Here is a 25,672-nt window from a genome sequence, read left to right on the forward strand (position 1 = left end):
TGGTCAGTTAAGACTTAGTTGTATGATTGATGCGTTGGTTTTAACAAGTCGTTGACCGTTTTCACAGGATTAAAAGTAACCAAAGGCACTTGTACAAAAATAGTCAACCAATCGGCCATGGCGCCATTCCATAAACCAGGTAGTTCATAGCCTTTAATAGGCTGACCTGCGCTATTTTTTTCAACTATAAAACCACTGTTTTTATCAATAAAATCAGGTAAATTAAATTTTTGATTCTTATAATCTTTTAAACCGCAAACCAAATCTACTGGATTAAAATGAGTGGCTGTTTGCAGAATCTCTTTTTGTTGTGAATCGTTAATATCTACTTGAGAACTCTCTACAATTTGCAGCGAAACCGCGCCATTTTGTTGTCGAACCCAGAAAGGACCTCCACCAGGCTCTCCTTCATTTTTCACCATTCCACATACGCGTATTGGTCTGTTTAAAATAGCGTGCAAAGTCGCTACTTTATATTTTTGTGTTCCCGTTTGAAAATCGTCTGAAAGTGTAATATGAAATTTATCTTTCAAGAAAACAACAATCTGATTGATGTAAGTGGAAGGTACTTTTGCAGCATCCAAGCCTAGTAAATAATTAAAAACTTGCTTTTGCAAAGCAATTAAAATTCCTCCCAATGCTCTTTTATACAAAGCCACCTTATCTAGATCGTTTTGAACTACGTTGTCTATATTTTTAATAAAAACAATATCTGCCTCAATTTGATTCAAGTTCTCGATTAATGCGCCATGCCCACCAGGTCGAAATAACAATTGACCTGCAGCATCTCTAAACGGCTGATTACTTGGAGTAACGGCAATGGTATCTGTGCTTTGATTTTGGTAAGAGTACGTTATATCGATGGTGACATTATTGTTCTCCTGAACTTTAGCCAAATCGTTTAATACCACTTGCTCAAAGTACGCTTGATGAGACTGCGAAACCGTGAAATGTAAATTAGATTTCTCTTGTGCGGTAGCGTATTGTACACATTCTAGCAAATGCTCAGCTACTGGAGTTGCCAAGCGAGTTGCGTATTTGTGAAAAGGTAATACTCCTTTTGGTTTGTTTGCAAAATTAAAATGAGTGGGAGCCAGAAGTACCTTTATGAAGTAATAATTCTTAAGGTTACGATCAAGACTATCAAAATTCTCGAATTCTTTTTTTAGTGTTTCATATACCATTTCAAAAAATGGAAATTTATCCATTCCTACAATAAAAATAGACAACTCACTAGCTTGCTTACGATTGATATAAGCATTTATTGATTCGTTTTCAAAATCAAAATCATTTAGAAATTCAGTTAGAAATTTAAACATCCTACTAGCTGCTCCTGAAGCGGGTACAAACTTAGAAAGTTTAAATTCGTCTTTGTGCGCATCAAAAAATGAGGCATGCATTTGGAAGTCTGTCTCAGATAATTTCAAAATACCATCCGATAATTTTGCGGGACGTAAAAGTTTTGCTGGCTCTATTCCATTTTTAAAAAAATGCAACTGCTGTTCAATATTTTTAAGCGCAATTCCGTGTTCTTTTATCTGTAAAAAATCGGCGGTAGAAAATCCTAACTTGTTGGCCAAAACCAATTCATCTATAATTGTAACAGCCGTTTTAAAACGCGTTTCTTTATCTCCAGTAAGAGTTAGAAAAGATTTATTATGATCAATTAGCGCCTGCTTGAACTCAGTAAAAATGGCCTCTCTCCCTTGCGGAGTATCTCGGATATCATCTTTTTCCCAAGGTACATCAATAGACGTTAAAAAAAATAAATCATACTCATGCGAAACTGCTGCCTCTTGTAAAGCATCCGGGCAAGTACCATAATACAAATCGGAGAAAACCTTGGTAACCATTAAATTGGTATCACAAAATAGTAGCTCTTTTGCTTTTAAAACACTTTCGTTTTCAAGTTGCATTTGTCCTTCAGCAATAGGCAACATATCATCTAGTGTGCACAATTGCTGATTCGAATCCCATTTTTGTTGCAAATAATCGCGAGCAAATTCGGGCACCCACTCTGTTTGATAGTGTGCCGCAAGTTGCTTGGCTAATGTTGTTTTACCAGTACTTTCAGGACCAAATAAGGTTATTTTTACTACTCTGTTTTCGCCACTAGAGCGCTGTTTGAGATTTTCTTCCATTCTAAATAGCCAAATATGGCAACTATTGTAAATACTACATATTGAAAACTAGTAAAGGTATATCCTTTAAAAAAATACAAAGGAATCGAAATGACATCTCCGATGATCCAAAATATCCAGTTTTCTACTTTTCGCTTGGCCATAAGCCACATTCCTACAAAGAAAATTCCCGTTATAAATGTGTCTACGTAAGCGTACCAAGTGGTGAATTTATCAAAAAAATGATACACCGCCACAACAAATGCGACCGTAAATATAAAAAGAAATATGGCAATTCGTTTTTCTACTGAAGAAATTGTAGAAATAGGAAAAGCCACTTCGTCTCCCTTTTTGCGGGTCCAATGATACCAACCATAAATACTCATTATAAAATAGTAGGCATTAATCATCATATCGCCCCACAAAACCCATTTCCAAAGTAGATAGACAAAAATCGAAGTGCTTACTAAACCTGTTGGAAAAACCCAAATATTATCTTTTTTGGCACACCAAACACTCAAAAGACCAAAAATTACCGCAATAATTTCGAGGTACACATCTAATCGAGGATACGTGCTATATTGTGCAAAAAAATAATCAAACATAAAATGTTAATTAAAAAAATTAATATCGTTCTCAAATGCGGTGCCTATAACTACTAAGTCCGCACCAGCATCGTGGGCGAGCTGAATTCCTTGTAAAGTAATAATTCCGCCGCCCACAATTAGGGGAATTTTAATATTTTGTGCAACGGCTGTAATCATGTTTGGTGGCACTGCTTGTTTAGCACCGCTACCCGCTTCAAGATAAATCAATTGATGCCCTAACATTTCACCCGCTAGTGCCGTGGCCACAACCAAATCAATGTTGGAGCGGTCAAGCGGCTTTGTTTCACTTACACTCTCTACTGCAGTTTGTGTACCACTTTCAATTAGTACATAGCCAGTCGGAATAATTTCTAGGTGCGTTCTTTTTAAAATTGGCGCCGCCTGTACTTGATGGGCAATTAAATAATCAGGGTTTCTGCCTGAAATTAATGATAAGAACAAAATTCCATCAGCCTTATCTGAAATTTGCGAAGGATTGCCCGGAAAAAGAACTACTGGCAAAGCGCAATCTCTTTTTAAAATAGTTATTAACTCGTCTAGAATGTTGGTTGTAACGTGGCTTCCGCCAATGAACAAATGCGTAGCAGGAGATTGATTGATTTTTGGGATCAAAACACTTAGTTGCGCAACAGTAATTTTATCAGGATCTAGAAGGATCGCTAATAATTTTTGATTTTTAGTCTTGGCTTTTATTATTTGGGTGTACAAGTTATCCATAAGTTTTACCGCTAATTCGCAAATTTACGGCTTGTATTAATTTTCAAATGCGTAAACTAAGATAAAATCTTCCACCTCTTCAAAATAGATTTTAAAATATTGAATTACGTTATCAAAATGCAATTGCGATTGCGATTGCTTATCTACTAAGTCAAAAGAATCTACCTGAATATGATTCTTGAAACTGATGCCTTTTTCGTTTCTGATTTTAAAAATGGCTTCCTTTGCACCCCAAATAACGGTTAATTTCGGAATGTAATCTTGGCTTTGTTCAACGAGGAAAGTTAGTTCAGCATCACAAAATTTAGAAGCAATACTTTTTATTTTTTCGCGCTGCAGTTCGATATCAATACCTACTTTTTGATTGCTAATAATAATCGCTGCAAATTCATGCGAATGTGTAATAGAAATATGCTGACCATCCTCCAAGTGCGGTTTTCCAAAAGCGTCGTAATACAAATCAAAATCCGTGTAACCAGCCTCGTGCAACAGCATACGAACACTTAAAAAAGCACGCTGGTGCAACTCCGACTTCATAGACTCTAACCGAGCTTGGCTTTCGGGTCTTAATTGAATTTGACTTTGCAAGTGTGTGAGCGACTCTGTGACTTTCCAAATAAGCATTCGAGTACCCAATTGCGGGTGCGTATCCTGATATAAAGGCATGTTAGTAACTTGATTTTTAGCCCCGATTGCAACGGAAATCCTTTTTTATCCGCTTCTTTAGCGGGAAAAAAGATTGCAGTGAAAAGCGGGAAATAGCTCCTAAAAACGAAAATAAACGCTATGAAACTTTTTATTTTATTGATTTTTAAAAGTTTACACCGCTAAACATTTCATAAATAGAAGTGAATGTTTTTATAATCCTAAGATATTGTGTAATTTTGCAAAAAATTAGCCCGCGTTTGGCAGGCCAACAGTCAAAATAATTACAAATATACAATAAATGAGTACAGCAACTATGCCATACGTGGCTTTCAAGGTTAAAGACATTTCCCTTGCAGCTTGGGGACGAAAAGAAATTGAATTAGCTGAAGCTGAGATGCCAGGTTTAATGGCGCTTAGAGCAGAATACAAAGACGAACAACCTTTGAAAGGCGCTCGTATTGCAGGATGCTTACACATGACGATTCAAACTGCCGTTTTAATCGAAACTTTAATTGCACTTGGAGCTGAGGTAACTTGGTCTTCTTGTAACATTTTCTCTACTCAAGATCAAGCTGCTGCTGCTATTGCTGCTGCTGGAATTCAAGTTTACGCTTGGAAAGGTTTGAACGAAGAGGATTTTGACTGGTGTATTGAGCAAACTTTGTTCTTTGGTGAAGACAGACAACCATTAAACATGATTCTTGATGACGGTGGAGATTTAACAAACATGGTAATTGACCGTTACCCACATTTAGTTGCTGGTATCAAAGGATTATCTGAAGAGACTACAACAGGAGTTCATAGATTATACGAAAGAGTTAAAGCGGGAACATTACCAATGCCTGCTATTAACGTAAATGACTCCGTTACTAAATCTAAATTTGACAACAAATACGGTTGTAAAGAATCTGCAGTTGATGCCGTTCGTCGTGCAACTGACATTATGTTGGCAGGTAAAAGAGTAGTTGTTTGTGGATACGGTGACGTAGGAAAAGGAACTGCTGCTTCTTTTAGAGGTGCTGGATCTATTGTTACTGTTACTGAAATTGACCCAATTTGTGCTTTACAAGCTGCAATGGACGGTTTTGAAGTTAAAAAACTAGATACTGTGATTGCTACCGCTGATATCATTATTACAACAACAGGTAATAAAGACATCGTTTTAGGTTCTCACTTCGAGAAAATGAAAGACAAAACTATCGTTTGTAACATCGGACACTTTGATAACGAAATTGACATGGCTTGGTTAAACAAAAACCACGGCGCTTCAAAAATCGAAATCAAACCTCAAGTTGACAAATATACAATCAACGGTAATGACATTATTATTTTGGCAGAAGGTCGTTTGGTAAACCTTGGTTGTGCTACAGGTCACCCAAGTTTTGTTATGAGTAACTCATTTACAAACCAAACTTTGGCTCAAATCGAATTATGGAAAAACAGTGCTGCTTATAACAATGAAGTGTACATGTTACCAAAACACCTTGATGAAAAAGTTGCTATGTTACACCTTGCTAAATTAGGAGTAGAGCTTGAAACTTTACGTCAAGATCAAGCAGAATATATTGGTGTTGAAGTAGCTGGACCATTCAAACCAGAGTACTACAGATACTAAAAATTAGTCCTTAGTCCTTAGTGACTAGCTAAATTAAAATAGAGAAACCCTTGCAGCAATGCGAGGGTTTTTTGTTTTGGGCATGACCCTCCGTAAAAACTTCGGGTCGGGCTATTCGCTATATCTTTTATTGCGCTGCGCTCCATAAAAGGATGCCGCTACCATCCCTCATGCGGAAGTATTTACAAAAAAGCTTCTAGCCTTTTGAAGGCTAGAAGCTTTACAATGGTACATCTCACAAAACTAAATATTGCACTGAGATCACAACGTATCAAACAAGCCAAATGTATATCTACTAAAGCAAATGGACCCTTAAAACCAAAATACTGTAGACACCAGTCCTATTTGTCATTCTGACGATAGGAAGAATCCAAACCCTTACAGCAATACTAAGGATTAAAATACTTCTCCTATAATAAATTTAATATTGTAATTTTACGTAGATAGCAATATTAAAAAAACCATTATGACTCCCTTTAAGCCCTACTTAGTTATACTTTTTATAATTGTTTTTCAAAACTTGGCTGCACAAGATAATGATCGAAGCGCCTACCAAACTCAGCTGTATAAATTAGCAATAAAAACGAGTGAGAGCGGTGATTATTTAGGAGCAATAAGAACTTTTGCAATTAGCAACAATATCAATCCTAAAGCCGAAATCGCAGCTTTTGCAATTAAAAAAGGTGATTCCTTAAAAAGAATATTGCGACAAAACAAAATCAACGAACTAATTGGAAAATGGAAATGGATCCCCAAAGAAGGCAATTGGGCAATACGAGAAGATAATTTAGTTGGCAAGATGATTCATATTACTACAGAAGAAATTCAGTTTTTTGAATTGTATAAAAATGCCAAAGACTGGAAACTAGTACAAACCGACAAAATCAGATTTTCAGAAAATCCAGAGTCGTACTCCTTTACTGAATTTTTAAACTTTAATAATGAAGTTTGGGATTATAAAATTGATTCAACTACCGGCGAATTAAAAGCATATTTTATAGGCGAAAAAATAGACGATAATTATACTGAATTAGTATGCGGAAATCCAGAAATATTTTATTTTAAATTACAATAGTTAAAAACTTGATGACTTATACAGAAAAATCAAATCACTACATCTATTTCTATTACATATTTCAATTCTTAGCTTCTAGCCTTTTTAAAGCTAGAAGCTTTAAAAATTACTCTATTAGATTCCGCTTAATCTAAATTGATGCTCATCACATTGCATCAATGTCCAGAACTATATTTTGACAAAAGTTAAAAATAAAATTTATTTATATATTTTTGGCGACACAAAATAAGCTAAATGAAACAAACAATAATTACCTTACTATTACTGCTATCTGCGGCGGTTTACGCTCAAACACCTACATTACCTTTAATGTATCCGAGGGAAGAAAAGTATGCAAAAATTCCACAATTAGAAACGGTAAAACCAAAATCCTTTTCTCAAAAACAACTTGAAAATAACAGAATAATTGCTCAAGAAAAAAAACTAGTTAAACTAGCTGCTAAAAGATGGAAAATAGACGAAGAATTAAAAAGCAATTTGGAACAATTAAAATTATTAGAAACTAACGATAAAAGCCCCAAACAAAACTTTTATAAAAGAAAGATAGGCCAACTCCAAAAAAAGCTTGCTCTAGCCATACTCAAAGTTGAATATAGCACCCAAAAATTAAGCGAATTAGAAGCTGCAGCAGAAGACAACAAATATAAAATCTACGAGAATTGATTTCTTTTTAGATTCATCAGATAAACAAATCATCTAAACGTATAGCAAAAACACCATTGTTAAATTGTTCTAGATTTTAAATATCACAATAAAACAAAAAACCCATTTCTTTCGAAATGGGTTTTTTAGTGACTTGAGAAAATCAATTATGCTTCAACTTCAAATGGAAGGATAGAAACATAAGATTTGTTATCTCTTTTCTTTTGGAATAAAACAACTCCATCTACTCTTGCGTGTAGTGTGTGATCTTTACTGATGTAAACATTAGCACCTGGATTATGTTTTGAACCTCTTTGTCTTACGATGATGTTCCCAGCAATAGCAGCTTGACCACCAAAAATCTTAACGCCTAAACGTTTTGATTCTGATTCTCTACCATTCTTCGAACTACCGACACCTTTCTTGTGAGCCATGACGTATTAGTTTTATTTTGTTATTATTCTTGAGTATCTTCTTTTTTAGCTTTAGCTGCTTTTTTCTTAGGAGCCTCTACTTCTTCTGTAGTTGCCTCAGCTGCTGCTTTTTTAGGAGCTGCTTTTTTAGCACCAACACCAGTAATACCTTCAATTACAATTTGAGTAAGATATTGTCTGTGACCGTTTCTCTTTTTGTATCCTTTTCTTCTTTTCTTTTTGAAAACGATAACTTTATCTCCTTTTAAGTGTTGTAACACTTTAGCTTCTACTGAAGCACCTTCTATAGCTGGGGCGCCTAAAGTGATTGCTCCGTTGTCATCTACTAAAAGAACTTTGTCAAAAGTAACTTTTGAACCTTCTTCGTTAGACAAACGGTTTACATAAACCTTTAAGTCTTTGCTTACTTTAAATTGTTGCCCTGCTATCTCTACGATTGCATACATACTGAATTGTTTTAATAATTTTTAAGGTTGCAAATATACAATTATATTTTTAACCTGCAATTACAACTATAAAATTTATTCAAAACCTATAAAACCTTGATTTTCTTGATATTTATCTACCCTTTTATCAACCTCAACCCAAACAGTTGTTAAAGTTTAAATTATATCGATTTCGACTGTAACAAAACCCATCATAGTATTACAAATTATCATACTTAACAAAATTATTAACCTTATGAAAAATTCATTAATGGCTTTAGGTGCTTTATTTATGCTAGGAGGAGTAGCTTCTGCACAAAAAGTAGCTTTTGAGGAATACAAACTTGACAATGGCTTACACGTCATTTTACACAATGACCCATCGGCTCCAACTGTAATTACCTCTGTAATGTACCATGTAGGTGCCAAAGACGAAAACCCAGAAAGAACTGGTTTTGCACACTTTTTTGAACACTTATTATTTGAAGGAACAGAGAATATAAAACGTGGTGAATGGTTTAAAATCGTAACCGGTAATGGTGGTGTGAACAATGCCAACACTACTGACGATAGAACCTATTATTACGAAGTATTTCCATCGAATAACCTAGAACTAGGATTATGGATGGAGGCAGAAAGAATGCTACACCCAGTAATTAACCAAATTGGAGTTGACACTCAAAATGAAGTAGTTAAAGAAGAAAAAAGATTGCGTGTTGACAATCAACCTTACGGGAATTTCTTAGCCGAAGTAAAAAAGAACATCTTTAAAAAACACCCTTACCGTTGGGCAACTATTGGTTCAATGGATCACCTTGACGCCGCTACTTTAGAAGAATTTCAAGCATTCAACAAGAAATTCTATGTGCCAAATAACGCTGTTCTTGTTGTAGCAGGTGATTTTAAACCAGAGCAAGCCAAAGAATGGATTCAAAAATATTTTGGACCAATTAAAAAAGGAGCTGCAGTTAAGAGAGAAACTTTTGTAGAGGAACCAATTACACAAACAATTAAAGCTACATTTGAAGATCCTAATATTCAAATCCCTGCAATCGTAGCCGCTTACAGAACGCCATCAATGAAAACCAGAGATGCTAGAGTTTTGGATATGATTTCTTCTCTTTTAAGCGATGGAAAAAGCTCAAGATTGTACAAAAAAATTGTTGACGATAAGAAAATGGCATTGCAAATTGGTGCTTTTAGCAACAACCAAGAGGACTACGGAAGCTACATCATTTACGGCTTGCCGCAGGCTCCTAACACAGCTGAAGGTATTTTAGCTGAAATTGATGCTGAAATTGCGAAACTTCAAACTGAATTATTATCAGAAAACGATTTGCAAAAATTACAAAACAAATTTGAGAATCAATACGTAAACAGCAACTCAACCATCGACGGTATTGCTGACAACTTAGCAACTTACCATTTATTGTACGGAGATATTAACCTAATCAATACTGAAATCGACATTTACCGTTCTATAACTCGTGAAGAAATTAGAGAAGTTGCTAAAAAATATTTAAATCCGAACCAAAGATTAGTTTTGGATTATGTGCCATCTAAAGACAAAGCTCAAAAATAAGATATCTCATCATGAAAAAATCAATATTAATTATATCCAGCTTGTTCTTAACAGTTATTATGCAAGGACAGATCATACCTCAGCCAAAACCAGGAGCAGCTCCAACTATAAAAATTGGAAAACCAGTTACTTTTGAATTAAAAAACGGTTTAAAAGTACTTGTGGTTGAAAATCATAAACTTCCACGTGTATCTTTTAGTCTTACACTAGACAACGATCCGTATACTGAAGGTGACAAAAAAGGAGTATCTGATATGACTAGCAGCCTTATGGGAAGCGGTACTACCAAAATCTCTAAAACTGCCTTTAATGAAGAGGTAGATTTTTTAGGCGCTAACATTAATTTTAGTTCTAATGGAGCATCTGCAAGTTCACTATCTAAATACGCAGGTCGTGTTTTAGAATTAATGGCAGACGGTGCTTTGAATCCTAAATTCACTCAAGAGGAATTCGATAAAGAAAAAGCTAAATTAATTGAAGGCTTAAAATCGAATGAAAAAAGTGTATCAGCTGTTTCAGCGCGCGTGGTTGATGTTTTAACATACGGAAAAAACCATCCTGCAGGAGAATATGTAAGCGAAGCTACATTGAAAAATGTAACACTTGCTGATGTTCAAAACAACTACAATACCTACTTTGTACCAAGCAATGCGTACCTTATTATTGTAGGTGATGTAAAAGTGACTGAAACTAAGAAAATGGTCGAAAAATTCTTTGGTTCTTGGAAAAAAGCTGCCGCACCATCTCTTGCATTTGCTGATCCAAAAGATGTAGCACAAACACAAATCAACTTTGTAGACATGCCTAACGCTGTACAATCAGAAGTTAATGTGCTAAACATGTCTAATTTAAAAATGACTGATCCAGATTATTTTGCGGTTTTAATTGCGAATCAAATCTTAGGTGGCGACTTTAATAGCTACATCAACATGAACTTAAGAGAAGCTCACGGATGGACTTACGGTGCGCGCACTGGAATTTACGGCGACAAAAGAATCTCTACTTTCAGCGCTTCGACTCAAGTACGTAACGCAGTAACTGACAGTACCGTTGTTGAAATTTTCAAAGAATACAAAAAAATCAGAACCGAAAAAGTTACCGATGAAATGTTGGCTAATGTTAAAGCAGGTTATATAGGTCGTTTTGTAATGCAAATTGAAAAACCACAAACCGTTGCTGGATACGCATTGAGAACAAAAACACAAGGTCTACCAGCTGATTTTTACGAGAACTACATCAAAAACATCAGTGCCGTAACTGCAGATGATGTAATGAGAGTTGCTAATAAATACTTCTTAGCTGACAATAGCCGTATTATCATTGTTGGAAAAGCAGCTGATGTGGTTTCTGGATTAGAAAAACTAAAATACCCTATTTACTATTTTGACAAATACGGTAATCCTACTTCAAAACCAGAAATGAAAAAAGCGGTGCCAGCAGGTGTTACTGCAAAAACAGTTCTTGACAATTACATTAAAGCTATTGGTGGCGAAAAAGCAGCAACGGCTGTAAAAACAGTTACGATGATAGGTTCTACAACAATTCCACAAGCACCATCACCATTGAGTTTTACCTCAAAATCTGATGTAAAAGGAAAAATCATGGTAGAGTTAGCAATGGGAACTATGAGTTTAATGAAACAAGTAGTAAACGAAAAAGGTGGCTACGTAATGCAACAAGGACAGCGTCAGAACATTGAAGGAGCTGCACTCACTGAAATGAGAGCAGTTGCTATGCCAATACCAGAATTATCACTTGCTAAACAACAAGATCTAAAATTAGAATCTATCGAAATCATCAACGGAAAAGAGGCTTACGCTGTGAAAAACGGAAAAACTACTTTGTATTTTGATGTAACTTCAGGATTGAAAATTGCTGATTCTATTTTAATGGAACAAGGCGGAAAAAGTATGACCAAAACAACTAACTATTCGGATTACAGAGATGTAAAAGGAGTAAAACTTCCGTTTAACATTATTCAAAATGTTGGTTTTGATTTAGATATTAAATTATCTGAAGTAAAAGTAAACGAAGGTGTAATTGATGCTGATTTTCAATAATCAAAACACCATATAATACAAAAGGCTGTCTAGAAATAGGCAGCCTTTTTTGCTTCTGATAATTACCCGATAAGCGGTACTTCGATCTTATTTGGCGGCAAACTTCTTTTTCAAATGAAATTCGTTGAAACATGAAAAACATATCTTCAAAACTAAATACTCTCCTCTAAAATCATTACAAAGTATTTATTTCTTAGCTGATAAATACACGCCGATCAATACGATGAAAGCACCTAAAAACTGAACAGATGTTAACATTTCTTGATCTAGTAAACCCCAACAAAATGCCACTACAGGAATTAAATACGTTACTGATGTTGCAAATACTGGCGACGACATTTGAATCAGTTTAAAAAATAAAATATTAGCGATACCAGTTCCTACTACTCCCAATACTATAATATAAAGTACTGATTGCTGCACTTGATCTTGCTGTACCACATCAAAAAAACCAGATGCAAACAAAACAGCCAAAGCAGGTAGACTTAATACCATAAAATTACCCGTGGTTATGCTCAGCGGACTCAAATCATGCAAATACTTTTTGATTAAATTGACATTTAACGCATAACAAATCGAGGCAATTAAAACCAAAATAGCATACCAGTAATTTTGTTCTGGATGATGCATTGCACCATTTAAAATAAGCAAAGCGCTTCCTGCCAAGCCAATTACAATTCCTATAATTTGCGTTCGCTTAAAATGCAAACCAAAAAAAACGGCTCCTAAGATTAAAGTATTGAGCGGCGTTAAAGAATTTAAAATGGAACTAACAGAACTATCTATTTCGGTTTGCGCAATTGCAAATAAATAAGCCGGAATAAATGTTCCAAACAAAGAGGTTAACGCAATATATTTCCATTTGAAACTAGGAATTTTAGAAATGCTTTTAAAACCTATCAACACCAAAAATAGCGCTGCAAATAAAATACGCAAAGACCCTAATTGCAGTGGCGTGAGACCAACAAGACCTTTTTTTATCAAAATAAACGAACTTCCCCACACAAGAGCCAATACCGTTAAGTAAACCCATTTTAATTGCTTTGCTTCCATAGTTGTAATTTGGGTTCAAAATTGTAATTATTTTATGAATTAGCACTGCTTTTTTTAGTTAATTTTGCATAGAGTATAATTCGAATTTCCTTTAAAAACATTCACATTATGAAACTACTAAAAGCAATACTCGTTCTAACACTAGCAAGTACTATATTGGTAGCTTGCAAAGAAAATACTAGAGAAAAAACAAAAGCAGAGCTTGCCTTGACCGCAGCACCACAAGCAAAAAAACCAATTGCTGCCGCTAATTTAAAAACCGCAACTTTTGCTGTGGAAGGTATGACCTGCGCTGTAGGTTGTGCTAAAACAATTCAAGAAGAACTAACCGAATTAGAGGGAGTATCAAAAGCTACTGTAGACTTTGACACGAAACTGGCCACTGTAGTTTACGACAAAACTACACAATCGCCAGCTAAACTAACTCAAACTGTTGAGGCTGTAGCCGATGGTAAAACATACAAGGTCACCAATATGAAATCGTAAATTGATTTTTATTTAAACGAAAAAAGCATTCTCTTACCGGGAATGCTTTTTTTTTGGGAATCAAAGAACAATGGTGTTACTTCCACTTCATGGTTTCCATTAGACGCTGCATATCGTTTTTAATGTAACTAGCCGCAGGCATAATAGAATCAAAATTTGGTTTTGCATAAAAATAAACAGATCCTGTTACAAAATGACGTGTGCTGTCTGTTGCATAAAACTGCGAGTTAGTTGCTGCATTACCATTTACTTGATAAAACATGCCGTACACTTTTTTATCAGCATTTAAATACGGCTGCTCCAAAATATCATCAGCTTTGATTACGTGCTTGTAAGTTAATGTTTGTGCTTCGCGTAGCAAATTATTAATGTTTTTATTGACGGGCTGGTAGGTCAAAAAAATAGTCGCCTTCATTTTAGGATATGTAATACTCAAACCACAGTCTTTGTCTTTTTTTATAACGGCATCTTCATTCATTTCAAAAACAAATGGACATTCATTTTCAAAATTAACGTACTTGGCCTCTGGATAATCCAAACGCAAATAGCTCTTTGGTTTTGGTAAAATTTCGTCTTTGCAAGACATAAAACTTATTGCACTAACCAATAAAACCGCAAAAACAGGTATCTTTTTTAACATCTTAGCTTTCATTTTAAAACTGCATTGCAAAACTAGTTTATAATTACAAAATCGTTACTTTAATTTGTTTTATTCTTTTGGAATCAACTGCCTCTATGGTAAAATGACAATTTTCAAAAACCAATTTTTGATTTTTTTTAGGAAAACCACCTTCTATTTCTAATATAAATCCCGCTAATGTTTCGGCCTCACCTTTGTTGGCCTCAAACAATTCATCATCAACAGGAACGATGCGATAAAAATCCTTTAGATTTATCTTTCCTTCAAAAATGAAATTCTTGCTGTCAATTTGCGAATAATTGATTTTATCATCATCGAACTCATCGCTAATATCGCCTACAATTTCTTCGATAACATCTTCTAACGATACCAATCCCGAAGTTCCTCCATATTCATCAACCACAATAGCCAAATGACTTTTCATACCTTGAAAATCTTTCAGTAAATCATCGAGCTTTTTATTTTCGGGTATAAAAAAGGGCTCGCGTAATAGTAATTTCCAGTCAAAATCTAGTGTATGAATGTAAGGCAACAAATCTTTCACAAATAAAACGCCAACAATTTGATCAATATTGTCCTTATAAACAGGAATCCTTGAATATCCTTTTTCGATAATTTGCGGATAAATGGTTGCAAACGAATCTGAAATTTCAATTGCAAAAATATCAATTCTCGGACTCATTACCTGCCTTGTATCGGTATTTCCGAAACTTACAATTCCTTCTAATATTTTTTGCTCTTCGCTCGAGGTTGCATCTTCGGCTGTTAACTCCAGTGCTTGCGAGAGTTGATCAACGGATAAATTAGTTTTTTGTTTGGTAAACTTATGGTGCAAATACAATGTCAACTTTCGCATCGGAGCGCTTATTGGCGATAGTAACACATCTAACCAATAAACAGGCAGTATTAACTTCTTTACAAAAAAATAGTTGTTTCGGCTGGCGAGTACTTTGGGCAATACATCTGCGAAAAACAACAGTACTACAATCAAAAAAACGATTCCAAGAATGGTTGCAACAGAATAATTTTCAGAAAAAACAAAACCCATTTTAAGCTCTTGCAAAAAGAGGATTATGATTGCCAAATAGAAAGTTTTGTTAGCAATAGTTAAACTTGCTCTTAGTTTATTGGGTTTGCTGAGTAAACGACTCAACTTTTTTTCAATTGAAGGAGAAACCTGAAACAGTGCTATATCTTTTGCCGAAAGCGAAAAAAAAGCTACTTCGGCCGCAGCTACAACAGCCGCACAAAATACTAGTGTAAAAATTAACAGACCTACCAATAACTGGCTAGTAGGCGCAAAAATAGAAAAAAGTAAACTGGGCTCTGGGTCCAAATCAAAGGGTGTTAGTTAAACAATCAAAATGGCAAATCATTTATAGGCAATGTTCGTGGTGTATCGCTGTCAAAATTACTATTTTTTGAGGCGTCAGTGCCTGTAACCGACTTGTTGTTTTCAGTATCTTTTTTGGTAGACAAAAAGGTAAATTCGGTTACTTGAATTTCGTTAGCAAACTTCGTACTTCCGTCTTCAGCTTGCCATTGACGTGATTTGATTCTGCCCTCCACATAAATTTTATCTCCTTTTGACAAATACTTTTCACAAAGTTCAGCGGCTTTATTGCGTACTACCAAATTATGCCATTCGGTAGAAGTGATTTTTTCATTGGTAGTCTTATTAATGTAAACTTCATGAGTGGCCAACTGAAAGCGACCAATACAGTTGCCACCATCAAAATAGTGCATTTTGACGGCATCGCCAAGATAGCCTATGAGCATGACTTTATTTAAGGTTCCGTTCATTTTAATTTGTGGTATTTACCAAAGGTACATTTTTTTGGAAATTCTAAAGTTCCTTTTCAATAAAATTATGAATGACAATAGGAAAAGGAAAAGCGCGCAAAGTTTCGATATCGATAGCTGACTCTAAAGTCTCAGCAACTTGTACTTTCCAAAACTTAATATGCAGATGTTGGTGGGATAATTTATGTACGATACTTTTAGCATTGTACTCATATATAATAGGATTTGATTTTACATTACCGTACTCCTCCTGAACTTGCTCATTAACGTGGTACCAATCCTCTTCTTTATCGGTTTCATAAACAGGAAACTCATATAAATTATGCCAAATTCCTTTATCAGTTCGTTTTTGAACCAAAGTATTGCCTTGAAGATCCTCAAAGACCAAGTAATTAAAGTAGCGATTTCGCACTTTGAGCTTTTTTGACTTTACAGGCAGTTGATCAACTTTCTTTTTCTGCAAAGCGGCGCAGCTATCATTAAAAACACAATTAGCACAATCCGGATTTTTAGGTACGCATTGCAAGGCTCCAAACTCCATTATGGCTTGGTTAAAAATTGCAGGATCATCTTTAGGCATTAACTCGAACGCGAGTGCTGCAAATTCTTTTTTGGCAGCAGCCTGCGCAATATCAGTCTCCACATCAAAATAACGGGACAATACCCGAAACACATTTCCATCCACCACAGGAACGGCTTCATTATAAGCAAATGAGGCAATAGCAGCGGCGGTGTACTCGCCTACTCCTTTTAATTGCAACAACTCTTTGTACGTTGCCGGAAAAATGCCTGACAACTCTTGGGCAATATATTGAGCCGTTTGATACAAGTTTCGTGCTCTAGAATAATACCCTAATCCCTGCCATAGCTTTAAAACTTGCTCTTCATTAGCTTTTGCGAGGTCAAAAACGGTTGGAAATGCAGTGGTAAACGACAAAAAATACGGCAAACCTTGCGCTACACGCGTTTGTTGCAACATAATTTCAGAGAGCCAAATAGCGTACGGATTTGTTGTATGACGCCATGGTAAATCACGTTTATTTTGTAAGTACCAATTTATCAGTGTTTTAGAAAAAACCATTAATTAATTATTTGTTAGCAAAAGTAAAAGTTTATGTAATTAAAATTTAATGAATTAGCTTGAATAATTGTTTTTTAAATTCCTATATTTGCAAACTCAAAAAAATAGTACAACATTATAAATAGGAAAGAAAATGACGAAAGCAGATATCGTAGCGAAAATTTCAGAAAAATTAGGTCTTGAAAAAGGAGATGTTCAGGCAACTGTGGAGACTTTCATGAATGAAGTGAAAAATTCATTAGAAACTGGAGACAATGTTTATTTAAGAGGTTTTGGAAGTTTTATAGTGAAGACTAGAGCTGAGAAAACAGGTAGAAATATCTCTAAAAACACAACTATAAAAATTCCTGCACACAATATTCCTGCTTTCAAACCAGCTAAAGTATTTGTAGAAGGTGTAAAAACGAACAACGAAGCAAAATAATAATATTAATCATAAAATCGACAAGACATGCCAAGTGGTAAAAAAAGAAAGAGACATAAGGTAGCAACGCACAAACGTAAAAAAAGAGCGAGAGCTAACCGTCACAAGAAGAAAAAGTAGTTTTAAACTACTTTTTTCTTTTTAAACGTTCATTGAAATCGAAAATCCAGCCGGCAGTCTACAGTCTCAGTAAGCAGTTCAACTGTGAACTTAAATTGAAAATCGCTAGCTAATTTTCCCCGGGTACAATACCTGTAAAATTATTGTTTAATCCATCCCTATTATTGATTTAGGAATTAGGATTTTTAGATTTAGGATTGCAAAATCCCAAATCCCAAATCCCAAATCCCTGATTGAGAATTCGGATAAAAATTTACAAATGAATAAAGAATTAATCATTAGATCTAGTTCTGAAGCTGTAGATTTTGCCTTATTAAAAGATGGAAAACTAATTGAATTACACAAAGAAGAAGAAAAAAGCAATTTCCAAGTAGGTGATATTTTTATTGCCAAAATCAGGAAACCAGTTGCCGGACTTAACGCTGCTTTTGTAAATGTAGGCTTCGAAAAAGATGCCTTTTTACACTATCACGACTTAGGACCTAATCTTGCTTCTCAACTGAAATTCATAAAACTTGTAAGCGCAGGTAAATTAAAAGATTTCTCCCTAAAAAACTTTCAGTTTGAAAAAGAGATTGATAAAGATGGCACCATTACTGATGTTTTGAATGCCAATCAATCTGTATTAGTACAAGTCGTCAAAGAACCTATATCAACCAAAGGACCAAGAATTAGCGCTGAGCTCTCTCTTGCAGGAAGATTTATAGTTTTGGTTCCGTTTTCTGACCGCGTTTCTATTTCACAAAAAATAGAAGACAAAAAAGAAAAGGAACGCTTGAAACGATTAGTGCAATCCGTCAAACCAAAAGGATTTGGTGTTATTGTTCGCACAGTAGCCGAAGGCAAAAGCACAGTAGAATTAGAAAAAGATTTGCAGAACCTGCTAAGCAGATGGACTGCAATGTGTAAAAAATTACCAACTGCTCATCATCCGTCAAAAGTACTTGGAGAACTCAACAGAGCTTCATCAATACTTCGCGACGTGTTTAATGATACCTTTAGCGGTATTCAAATAGATGATGAAGAGTTGTACAACCAAACAAAGGATTACTTGCAAGAAATTGCACCATCCAAACAATCAATTGTAAAGTTCTATCAATCAAAAGACACACCTATTTTTGAGAAATACAACATAGAACGACAAATCAAGACTTCATTTGGGAAAACAGTTTCCATGAGTAAAGGAGCTTACCTAATTATAGAACACACCGAAGCTTTGCACGTTATTGACGTAAACAGCGGAAACCGTTCTAACAAAGCCACCAACCAAGAAGATACTGCCATGGAAGTCAACATGATTGCCGCTGCCGAAATCGCTAGACAATTGCGTCTGCGAGATATGGGCGGTATCATTGTAGTTGATTTTATTGATATGTCTAATCCTGAAAATCGCAAAGTGTTGTTCGATTTCTTAAAAGAAGAAATGAGCGATGATAAAGCCAAGCACAAAATCTTACCTCCTAGCAAATTTGGATTAGTTCAAATTACACGTCAAAGAGTAAGACCAGAAGTTAATATTAAAACCAGAGAAGAAGATCCAAACAATGTAGTAGGCGAAATTGAAGCGCCAATTCAAATCATTGATAAAATTTCTTTTGATCTAGAAAGAGTATTAAAAAACCACAATCAAGTAGTGCTTAACGTACACCCGTTTGTGGCCGCATACCTTACCAAAGGTTTTCCATCATTGCGTTCGAGATGGTTTCTTGAACACAAAAAATGGGTGAAAATTATACCTCGTGATGCTTACACGTACCTAGAATATCATTTTTATGACAAAAAAGAAAATGCTGTCATAGAATAAAACAGACTCCTCAAGAAATTGGGGAGTTTTTTTTTGCTCTTTTTTTTTAGGAGCTTTTTGCTTCGCCAGTTCGTTTCACTCGTGTCCAGCTATACGTGACAATCTTATATGCCGTCCCGAAGTTTCGGGATTGGCACATAAGGATTTTCACTGCTATCTGGGCTAGAGAACATCTTGACTACTCTACTTTCTTCTCTCAGCAAAAAATCGTTTCATCAAATCAGCGGCTTCATTGGCCATGATTCCTTGTACAACAGTAGTTTTAGGATGCAGTTTTGTTCCAAGAGTGATAAAACCGCGTTGTTCATCACGAGCTCCAAAAACAATTTTAGAAATTTGGCTCCAATACAAAGCGCCAGCGCACATCTGGCAAGGCTCTAGTGTTACGTAAAGTGTACAACCTGTTAAATATTTCCCACCTAGATAATTTGCTGCAGCAGTGATGGATTGCATTTCGGCATGAGCTGTCACATCATGAAGTAATTCGGTTAAATTATGACTTCGTGCAATTACTTTGTTATCAATAACAATTAAGGCTCCAACAGGAATTTCACCTTTCTCAAAAGCCATTTCAGCTTCCTGCAAAGCTTTTTTCATGAAGTATTCGTCGGTGAATGGGTTTATCATAATACAGACCGCAAATTCGCAAATTTAAATTCTTTGTGAGACAACTTTTTTTATCGACTGTAAAAATACAATTTCAAATCGTACCTTTGCTTCATGTCAGATAATTTACTTTCAAACATCAATAACCCAACCGATTTACGCTTGCTTGACGAAGCGCAACTTCCTCAAGTTGCACAAGAATTACGTGATTTTATAATCGATATTGTGGCCGTAAAAGAAGGTCATCTTGGTGCAAGCCTTGGTGTTATTGAATTGACAATTGCCTTGCATTATGTTTTTGACACCCCAAATGATTTATTGATTTGGGATGTGGGCCATCAAGCCTATGGCCATAAAATACTGACCGGCCGAAGAGAAAATTTTCATACTAATCGTCAATTGGGAGGAATTTCTGGTTTCCCAAAAAGAAGCGAAAGCAATTACGACACCTTTGGCGTAGGCCATTCCTCAACTTCTATTTCGGCAGCACTCGGAATGGCAATTGCTTCTAATTTGAAAGGCGATTTCAACAAACAACACATTGCTATTATAGGTGACGCATCTATCGCTTCAGGAATGGCTTTTGAAGGCTTGAATCACGCTGGTGTTACTGATGCCAATTTACTCGTAATTTTAAATGATAACGCTATTGGGATTGACCCAAGCGTAGGTGCTTTGAAACAATATCTCACTGCGGTAAAAGAAGGGAAAAATCCAAGGCAAAACAACATGATTAAGTCCTTGAACTTTGATTATTCAGGACCTATTGACGGTCATGATATTTTTGCTGTGATCAAAGAATTGAAGCGTTTGCAAAAGATAAAAGGACCTAAATTTTTACATTTAATTACCACCAAAGGAAAAGGCCTGCAACAAGCCGAAGAGGATCAAGTAAAGTACCACGCTCCGGGAAAATTTGATGCCACAACTGGCGAAATCATAACAAAACAAGAAGAAAATTTACCTCCAAAATACCAAGATGTTTTTGGCTTGACCGTTTTAGACTTGGCTCGAAAAAACGAAAAGATAATAGGAATCACACCGGCAATGCCTTCTGGTAGTTCGTTGAAGTTTATGATGGATGCATTTCCAGAACGTGCTTTTGATGTAGGTATTGCAGAGCAACACGCTGTGACTTTAGCCGCCGGAATGGCAACACAAGGCATGATTGTTTATTGCAATATCTACTCGACTTTTTTACAGAGAGCGTATGACCAAATCATTCATGACGTAGCATTGCAAAATCTTCCGGTAATTTTTTGTTTGGACAGAGCAGGTTTAGTGGGCGAAGATGGCTCAACACATCATGGAGTTTTTGATTTGGCTTACCTGCGTTGCATTCCTAACCTAATTGTTCATGCTCCGAGGAATGAAATTGAACTTCAAAATATATTGTATACCGCGCAATTGGGACTTGCAAACCCTATCGCCATTCGCTATCCGAGAGGTCGCGGCGTTATCAACAACTGGGAGCAAGACTACAAAGGGAATTACCAAAAAATCTCCATCGGAGCTAGCTCGCGTTTGGTAAATGGTGATAAAGTGGCTGTTTTATCAACAGGAACAATTGCTCAAAACGTATCCTTGGCACTTGAAGAAATAATAGACAAAAATAAGATTGCACATTACGATTTTCCGTTTGTAAAACCATTGGACGAAAATGCTTTACATACTATTTTTAAAACTTTTTCAAAAGTAATTACTATTGAAGATGGAACTGTTATTGGTGGCTTTGGAAGTGCTATTACCGAATTTGCTGCGTCACATCATTACATCTCAATGATAACAATTTTGGGAATTCCAGATAGATTTATCGAACAAGGAACTGTAAACGAATTACAACAATATTGCAAAATTGACGTTAAAAGCCTAAAAGAGCTCTTTTCGAGTTTGTAAAAATGTTTAATTTGCACAACTAAAACTACTACTCTACAACATGAACTATTTAAAAAATATATTTTTTGCTCTCATTTTAATCTTACCTCTTCACATTTTTGCTCAAAAAAGAGACTCTATTTTCAGTCCAAATCAATTAAAAATAGTTTCAGCATCAATGAACAATATCAGCTCATTACGAATTCCATTAAAAATTCAGACGAAAACACACTATTTACCACTTTCACATTGGACCAAAAAAAACAGCATTGGTTTTGATATTTCTGAAGTAGCTTTTGTCAATTGGTCTGCCGGTGGAACTAGCTCTATTTCAGGATTGTTAAAAGGTAAATTTCATAGAAATTATAATCGAAAAAACTTTAATTGGAGTAATGAATTGCTAGTACGTTACGGTTTAAACAAACAAGATGGAATTGAAGTTAGGAAAACGGAGGATGCCTTGCAATTTAACTCCACCTTTGGCTACCGCAGAGATACCCTTTCTAACTGGTTTCATTCAGCAAAGTTTAATTTCAACACCCAATTTACCAACGGATACGCTTACCCTAACACCGATCAGGCTATTTCTAAACCATTTGCACCGGCTTATGTTTTTATGGGAGTTGGAGCCGAAAACATCGATAAAGATAAAAAAAGAACCTTTTATATTTCACCTTTTACATTCAAAACTACTTTAGTTTTGGATCAAAGATTAGCAAACCAAGGTGCTTTTGGTGTGGCAAAAGCTACGGTTGATGCCGACGGAAACATTATAACTCCGGGTGAAAAGGCAAAGGTTGAACTTGGATTTTTGGCTACTAGTAAATACAGAAAAGAGCTTGCGAAAAACATTACGCTTGAAAATCGATTGACTCTATATTCCGATTACATCAACCGTTTTGGTAATGTCGATGTTGATTGCGACTTACAAGTTGAGCTCGTAGTGAACCAATATGTTAAAGCCAACATTGGTGCGCATGTAATTTATGATGACGATATTAAATCGAAACGAGAAATTGAAGGCGTACAAGTAACCGAAGGACCTAAAACTCAATTGCGTCAAGCGATAGGTGTTGGAATTGAATACATCTTTTAAGGTTTATTGCTCCAAAAAAAAGCCCCAACAGCAATACTGTTGGGGCTTTTTTATGTTGTGTCAATCTATTTAATTGATAATTAATTTATCTACATAGCGCAAACCTTCGCCTTCAACAGCTAGAATATAAACTCCAGCAGAAATAGGGCTAACGTTAAATGATTTTTCTCCATTGAACGACTCTTTGTCTTTTTGAAAAACAATGCGTCCAGTAATGTCACTTATTTTTATATTTACTAAACCATCATAGTTGTTTATACGAACGGTGATAGTACCTTGAGACGGATTTGGATACACGCGCATTACACTTTCTTCATCGATGCTAACAGTGCCTAGCGTACAATTTGAATTAGCTGCTGGTCTTGTAAAATCTTCCACCTGATCATTTCCAATATTGTTAGAGCCAGCAGAAGCGTTAACCCCTAATCCTCTCGCTGCAAAAACTTCCCAAATCATACAAAAATCTTTACCGCCTGTTGTAGCTTGGTCTGCAGCAATAAGTGCGTCTCTCCCATCTACAAAAGTAGGACTACAAGGTTGTAACTTCAACCCATCCAAAACTAGCTGCATGACCTTATTATTACCTCCTTTTCCTGTATATTTATTATCATCATATCCATATTTAGCAATATAAGCCCATGCTAAATCCCATAACATTGTTGCCCAAACTGACCCTACACCGTGTACAGAAGTCTCCTCAACATTTTCAGCATTTCTAAACTGAAAAGAGTTTGTAGTACCGTATGTCATTGGATTTACAGAAGTGTCAGTTGAGTATGGAAAGCTACGAATTCCTACTCCATCAGTTTTTTGAGAAGACACGAAAGTTCCAATTCCTCTTTTCGCAGTACCAACATCTCCTGGTTTTAATTGCATCATCAAGGCAAACCAATCTGACCAACCCTCTCCCATTTGGTCGGTATTGTCTAAACATCGAGAGTTATTTCTTCCTCCTGCCAAACGGGTAGATATTCCGTGACCGTATTCATGTGCTATAATTCCATTATCAAAATCACCATCAGAGTTAACAAAAGGAGACGATTCAACTTGTAATTTAATATTAACCGCACCGCTTTGCATTTGCTCTACTATACTATCTCCAAGAGCCTTAGTGATACTGATTACTGGAATTGCAATACTTTCATCGGCGCCAGACATAGTTATTTCACCTGCAACATTGTTAACAATTATAACCGCAATAGCACCAGCATCTTGCGCAAATTTAGCCTTAACCACAAAATTACAGGAGCCACGGTATAAGATCACAATTTTACCATTCAAGGCAGCAGCATTACTTGGTGCTGAACAGCCTAGTGATCCTGCACCAGAATCATCTATGTATAGTGCTAAATTTGATTGTAAAAATGCAGGAGCAACTGGTAACTCTACGTTTCCTGGATTAAATGCGTTTTGCCTAGCTCCATACCTACCAGCTAAAATACTTGGCGATGTAATTATAACTGGGCTAATAGCAGGTGCTGTATTCCATAAAAACATTTGCATACGTGGGCTACTTCCATCAACAGGAGTCGAGAAGTTGGCGTTATTTATTCGTGGTGGCGAAGCAATAGACCCATCTTGCGCGTCTGCGAAGACAAAATCCGCACCCAATCCGCCTCGGCCATAGTTATTTTGCTGAAAATTTCCGCTAGCCTCATCAAAACCGTACTGATACCAAACATCATGCATGGCATTGTTCATGTAAAACAAATTAGTACACGCCGCATCAATATAACTTGAGGCACTAACACTTGTACCTCCATATGGAAAATCAAATAACAAGGAACTTCCTCCCTCTGGACTGTATCCGTCTATGCCATTATCTGATTCATAATCCTCCTTTGCCCAAACGTTATTCCCTCTAGTGGTGGTGAATTCTGGACCTGAATTACCATTAATGTCATGCCAGCCAAATGGAGATGCTGTCGCATTTGCTGGATTACTTAGCAGTTGAAAACTACCATGTATTGGGCTTTCTACGTTAAATGGCAAAACTCTATAAGTACCGGCTTGCGTTTGCGCTTGTTTAGGGGTGAAAATTTGCTTGTAGGATATTGATTCTGAATTATTAAAATGATCATGACTAGAAATAACACCCTTATGATCAAAACTACAATTGATAACGGTATTGATTTTTTCTAAAATTTTACCGTTCGATGCATCTACTCTAACGCTCCAAATTTTATCATGCTCAGCAGTTGGTATTGTCATGTCCCAAGCCAATTTTAAATCACCTGTTTTGGTTTGAAAGTAAACCAAATTAGTAGTAATTGACTCCTTATTGCTTAAATCTGAACTTATAAGGTATGAGTTAGGTTGTGGATTTGATTTAATTTGAAAATTAGCATTTTGTGCCAAGCCTAATTGAAAATAAACTTTTGCTGCAGCTTCGGGCGCTGCCAGAGCTGGCTTGGTAGTCTTAATTTTACGACCAAGATCCGTTACTATACGCTCTTGGTGTCCTATAACCTTACCGTTTTTAATTGCAAAATTAGAAACTGCTCTAAAAATCTCGATTCCTTGGTAGCGCTGTACTACAAAGCAGTTGGTTATACCTGTTGCAGCCGAAGGTGACTCACTTTGAATACTCCAATCCTGTAGCGCTTCTTTGAACGGCAAGGAACGAGCAGAAGAACTATTTAAATAATTCTTAATAATTTCATTATTATTCTGACTAAAAACAAAGAAAGGGATAACTAAAAATACGAATAGTAATTTTTTTTTCATAAATATTGATTGTTTGGTGAAACAAAAATAA

The 25,672-nt window shown here is 35.8% G+C and carries 23 protein-coding genes; 10 read left to right on the forward strand and 13 right to left on the reverse strand.

Annotated elements, in window-relative coordinates; translation table 11 throughout:
* Positions 1–14: 14 nt before the first annotated feature.
* Genes KBJ98_RS01160 through KBJ98_RS01175 form a run of 4 tightly spaced genes read right to left on the reverse strand, consistent with a single transcriptional unit; the run spans position 15 to position 4,111 of the window.
* Positions 15–2,141, reverse strand: a complete 2,127-nt coding sequence (locus tag KBJ98_RS01160; protein WP_210787933.1) for a DUF4301 family protein — start codon at positions 2,139–2,141, stop codon at positions 15–17.
* Positions 2,096–2,725: a nicotinamide riboside transporter PnuC gene (gene pnuC / locus KBJ98_RS01165; RefSeq protein WP_210787934.1), complete on the reverse strand. Its 630-nt coding sequence runs from the start codon at positions 2,723–2,725 to the stop codon at positions 2,096–2,098. Before pnuC ends, KBJ98_RS01160 begins: the two co-directional genes overlap by 46 nt.
* 6 nt (positions 2,726–2,731) lie before the next feature.
* Entirely contained in the window at positions 2,732–3,445 is a 714-nt protein-coding gene (locus tag KBJ98_RS01170; protein ID WP_210787935.1) for a geranylgeranylglyceryl/heptaprenylglyceryl phosphate synthase, read from the reverse strand.
* 36 nt (positions 3,446–3,481) lie between these two features.
* Positions 3,482–4,111, reverse strand: coding sequence for a 4'-phosphopantetheinyl transferase family protein (locus tag KBJ98_RS01175; RefSeq protein ID WP_210787936.1), 630 nt, complete (start codon positions 4,109–4,111; stop codon positions 3,482–3,484).
* 280 nt (positions 4,112–4,391) lie between these two features.
* Between KBJ98_RS01175 and ahcY the strand changes: the two genes are divergently transcribed.
* The 3 genes from ahcY (at position 4,392) to KBJ98_RS01190 (ending at position 7,446) form a co-directional block, all read left to right on the forward strand.
* Positions 4,392–5,708 carry an adenosylhomocysteinase gene (gene ahcY, locus KBJ98_RS01180; protein WP_210787937.1) on the forward strand — a complete coding sequence of 439 codons (1,317 nt, stop codon included), beginning with the start codon at positions 4,392–4,394 and terminating at the stop codon, positions 5,706–5,708.
* Positions 5,709–6,174: 466 nt separating this feature from the next.
* On the forward strand, positions 6,175–6,783 hold the full coding sequence (locus KBJ98_RS01185) for a hypothetical protein (RefSeq protein WP_210787938.1): 609 nt from the start codon (positions 6,175–6,177) through the stop codon (positions 6,781–6,783).
* A gap of 234 nt (positions 6,784–7,017) precedes the next feature.
* A complete protein-coding gene (locus tag KBJ98_RS01190; protein ID WP_210787939.1) occupies positions 7,018–7,446 on the forward strand; it encodes a hypothetical protein in 429 nt (142 codons plus the stop codon).
* A 146-nt stretch (positions 7,447–7,592) separates the two neighbouring features.
* Here the strand turns inward: KBJ98_RS01190 and rpmA are convergent, their stop codons facing one another.
* The gene (gene rpmA, locus KBJ98_RS01195) at positions 7,593–7,859 is read right to left on the reverse strand and encodes a 50S ribosomal protein L27 (RefSeq protein WP_166132962.1); all 267 of its coding nucleotides are present in this window, start codon (positions 7,857–7,859) and stop codon (positions 7,593–7,595) included.
* Positions 7,860–7,882: 23 nt separating this feature from the next.
* Positions 7,883–8,305 (reverse strand): 50S ribosomal protein L21, encoded by a 423-nt coding sequence (gene rplU, locus KBJ98_RS01200; RefSeq protein WP_166132960.1) that lies wholly within the window; start codon positions 8,303–8,305, stop codon positions 7,883–7,885.
* Between the two features lie 235 nt (positions 8,306–8,540).
* Here rplU and KBJ98_RS01205 point away from each other — a divergent pair, with 235 nt between their 5' ends.
* Both KBJ98_RS01205 and KBJ98_RS01210 read left to right on the forward strand, forming a co-directional pair.
* Positions 8,541–9,866, forward strand: coding sequence for a M16 family metallopeptidase (locus KBJ98_RS01205; protein ID WP_166132958.1), 1,326 nt, complete (start codon positions 8,541–8,543; stop codon positions 9,864–9,866).
* A gap of 11 nt (positions 9,867–9,877) precedes the next feature.
* Positions 9,878–11,926, forward strand: a complete 2,049-nt coding sequence (locus tag KBJ98_RS01210; protein WP_225899040.1) for a M16 family metallopeptidase — start codon at positions 9,878–9,880, stop codon at positions 11,924–11,926.
* Positions 11,927–12,112: 186 nt separating this feature from the next.
* On the opposite strand, the gene KBJ98_RS01215 is transcribed toward KBJ98_RS01210, so the two are convergent.
* Positions 12,113–12,979, reverse strand: a complete 867-nt coding sequence (locus KBJ98_RS01215) for a DMT family transporter (protein WP_210787940.1) — start codon at positions 12,977–12,979, stop codon at positions 12,113–12,115.
* Between the two features lie 108 nt (positions 12,980–13,087).
* On the opposite strand from KBJ98_RS01215, the gene KBJ98_RS01220 reads away from it, so the two are divergent.
* Entirely contained in the window at positions 13,088–13,465 is a 378-nt protein-coding gene (locus KBJ98_RS01220; RefSeq protein ID WP_210787941.1) for a heavy-metal-associated domain-containing protein, read from the forward strand.
* Positions 13,466–13,541: 76 nt separating this feature from the next.
* Here KBJ98_RS01220 and gldD read toward each other — a convergent pair whose 3' ends face one another.
* From gldD to mutY, 4 genes are read right to left on the reverse strand one after another with little or no spacing between them, the layout of a single operon-like run.
* Positions 13,542–14,105: a gliding motility lipoprotein GldD gene (gene gldD, locus KBJ98_RS01225; protein WP_210787942.1), complete on the reverse strand. Its 564-nt coding sequence runs from the start codon at positions 14,103–14,105 to the stop codon at positions 13,542–13,544.
* A 43-nt stretch (positions 14,106–14,148) separates the two neighbouring features.
* Positions 14,149–15,441 carry a gliding motility-associated protein GldE gene (gene gldE, locus KBJ98_RS01230; protein WP_210787943.1) on the reverse strand — a complete coding sequence of 431 codons (1,293 nt, stop codon included), beginning with the start codon at positions 15,439–15,441 and terminating at the stop codon, positions 14,149–14,151.
* 23 nt (positions 15,442–15,464) lie between these two features.
* Positions 15,465–15,908, reverse strand: a complete 444-nt coding sequence (locus KBJ98_RS01235) for a single-stranded DNA-binding protein (RefSeq protein WP_210787944.1) — start codon at positions 15,906–15,908, stop codon at positions 15,465–15,467.
* A 43-nt stretch (positions 15,909–15,951) separates the two neighbouring features.
* A complete protein-coding gene (gene mutY, locus KBJ98_RS01240; protein ID WP_210787945.1) occupies positions 15,952–16,989 on the reverse strand; it encodes an A/G-specific adenine glycosylase in 1,038 nt (345 codons plus the stop codon).
* 133 nt (positions 16,990–17,122) lie between these two features.
* Between mutY and KBJ98_RS01245 the strand changes: the two genes are divergently transcribed.
* Both KBJ98_RS01245 and KBJ98_RS01250 read left to right on the forward strand, forming a co-directional pair.
* Positions 17,123–17,413 (forward strand): HU family DNA-binding protein, encoded by a 291-nt coding sequence (locus tag KBJ98_RS01245; protein WP_066080765.1) that lies wholly within the window; start codon positions 17,123–17,125, stop codon positions 17,411–17,413.
* 379 nt (positions 17,414–17,792) lie between these two features.
* Positions 17,793–19,337 (forward strand): Rne/Rng family ribonuclease, encoded by a 1,545-nt coding sequence (locus tag KBJ98_RS01250; protein WP_166132944.1) that lies wholly within the window; start codon positions 17,793–17,795, stop codon positions 19,335–19,337.
* A 183-nt stretch (positions 19,338–19,520) separates the two neighbouring features.
* Here KBJ98_RS01250 and KBJ98_RS01255 read toward each other — a convergent pair whose 3' ends face one another.
* The gene (locus KBJ98_RS01255) at positions 19,521–19,964 is read right to left on the reverse strand and encodes a nucleoside deaminase (RefSeq protein ID WP_158728759.1); all 444 of its coding nucleotides are present in this window, start codon (positions 19,962–19,964) and stop codon (positions 19,521–19,523) included.
* A 93-nt stretch (positions 19,965–20,057) separates the two neighbouring features.
* Here KBJ98_RS01255 and KBJ98_RS01260 point away from each other — a divergent pair, with 93 nt between their 5' ends.
* Complete coding sequence (locus KBJ98_RS01260) at positions 20,058–21,839, forward strand: 1-deoxy-D-xylulose-5-phosphate synthase (RefSeq protein ID WP_210787946.1); 1,782 nt, start codon at positions 20,058–20,060, stop codon at positions 21,837–21,839.
* A gap of 157 nt (positions 21,840–21,996) precedes the next feature.
* On the forward strand, positions 21,997–22,914 hold the full coding sequence (locus KBJ98_RS01265; protein WP_210787947.1) for a DUF3078 domain-containing protein: 918 nt from the start codon (positions 21,997–21,999) through the stop codon (positions 22,912–22,914).
* A gap of 69 nt (positions 22,915–22,983) precedes the next feature.
* On the opposite strand, the gene KBJ98_RS01270 is transcribed toward KBJ98_RS01265, so the two are convergent.
* Positions 22,984–25,641, reverse strand: coding sequence for a T9SS-dependent M36 family metallopeptidase (locus KBJ98_RS01270; RefSeq protein WP_210787948.1), 2,658 nt, complete (start codon positions 25,639–25,641; stop codon positions 22,984–22,986).
* Between the last annotated feature and the right edge of the window lie 31 nt (positions 25,642–25,672).

Origin of the sequence: Flavobacterium erciyesense (genome assembly GCF_018069925.1) — a bacterium.
GTDB lineage: Bacteria > Bacteroidota > Bacteroidia > Flavobacteriales > Flavobacteriaceae > Flavobacterium > Flavobacterium erciyesense.

What these genes read in the sequence shown, in the direction of transcription:
- KBJ98_RS01160 (WP_210787933.1), bottom strand. Translation starts at nt 2,141, where the DNA reads ATGGAAGAAAATCTCAAACAGCGCTCTAGTGGCGAAAACAGAGTAGTA.
- pnuC (WP_210787934.1), bottom strand. Translation starts at nt 2,725, where the DNA reads ATGTTTGATTATTTTTTTGCACAATATAGCACGTATCCTCGATTAGAT.
- KBJ98_RS01170 (WP_210787935.1), bottom strand. Translation starts at nt 3,445, where the DNA reads ATGGATAACTTGTACACCCAAATAATAAAAGCCAAGACTAAAAATCAA.
- KBJ98_RS01175 (WP_210787936.1), bottom strand. Translation starts at nt 4,111, where the DNA reads ATGCCTTTATATCAGGATACGCACCCGCAATTGGGTACTCGAATGCTT.
- ahcY (WP_210787937.1), top strand. Translation starts at nt 4,392, where the DNA reads ATGAGTACAGCAACTATGCCATACGTGGCTTTCAAGGTTAAAGACATT.
- KBJ98_RS01185 (WP_210787938.1), top strand. Translation starts at nt 6,175, where the DNA reads ATGACTCCCTTTAAGCCCTACTTAGTTATACTTTTTATAATTGTTTTT.
- KBJ98_RS01190 (WP_210787939.1), top strand. Translation starts at nt 7,018, where the DNA reads ATGAAACAAACAATAATTACCTTACTATTACTGCTATCTGCGGCGGTT.
- rpmA (WP_166132962.1), bottom strand. Translation starts at nt 7,859, where the DNA reads ATGGCTCACAAGAAAGGTGTCGGTAGTTCGAAGAATGGTAGAGAATCA.
- rplU (WP_166132960.1), bottom strand. Translation starts at nt 8,305, where the DNA reads ATGTATGCAATCGTAGAGATAGCAGGGCAACAATTTAAAGTAAGCAAA.
- KBJ98_RS01205 (WP_166132958.1), top strand. Translation starts at nt 8,541, where the DNA reads ATGAAAAATTCATTAATGGCTTTAGGTGCTTTATTTATGCTAGGAGGA.
- KBJ98_RS01210 (WP_225899040.1), top strand. Translation starts at nt 9,878, where the DNA reads ATGAAAAAATCAATATTAATTATATCCAGCTTGTTCTTAACAGTTATT.
- KBJ98_RS01215 (WP_210787940.1), bottom strand. Translation starts at nt 12,979, where the DNA reads ATGGAAGCAAAGCAATTAAAATGGGTTTACTTAACGGTATTGGCTCTT.
- KBJ98_RS01220 (WP_210787941.1), top strand. Translation starts at nt 13,088, where the DNA reads ATGAAACTACTAAAAGCAATACTCGTTCTAACACTAGCAAGTACTATA.
- gldD (WP_210787942.1), bottom strand. Translation starts at nt 14,105, where the DNA reads ATGTTAAAAAAGATACCTGTTTTTGCGGTTTTATTGGTTAGTGCAATA.
- KBJ98_RS01235 (WP_210787944.1), bottom strand. Translation starts at nt 15,908, where the DNA reads ATGAACGGAACCTTAAATAAAGTCATGCTCATAGGCTATCTTGGCGAT.
- mutY (WP_210787945.1), bottom strand. Translation starts at nt 16,989, where the DNA reads ATGGTTTTTTCTAAAACACTGATAAATTGGTACTTACAAAATAAACGT.
- KBJ98_RS01245 (WP_066080765.1), top strand. Translation starts at nt 17,123, where the DNA reads ATGACGAAAGCAGATATCGTAGCGAAAATTTCAGAAAAATTAGGTCTT.
- KBJ98_RS01250 (WP_166132944.1), top strand. Translation starts at nt 17,793, where the DNA reads ATGAATAAAGAATTAATCATTAGATCTAGTTCTGAAGCTGTAGATTTT.
- KBJ98_RS01255 (WP_158728759.1), bottom strand. Translation starts at nt 19,964, where the DNA reads ATGATAAACCCATTCACCGACGAATACTTCATGAAAAAAGCTTTGCAG.
- KBJ98_RS01260 (WP_210787946.1), top strand. Translation starts at nt 20,058, where the DNA reads ATGTCAGATAATTTACTTTCAAACATCAATAACCCAACCGATTTACGC.
- KBJ98_RS01265 (WP_210787947.1), top strand. Translation starts at nt 21,997, where the DNA reads ATGAACAATATCAGCTCATTACGAATTCCATTAAAAATTCAGACGAAA.
- KBJ98_RS01270 (WP_210787948.1), bottom strand. Translation starts at nt 25,641, where the DNA reads ATGAAAAAAAAATTACTATTCGTATTTTTAGTTATCCCTTTCTTTGTT.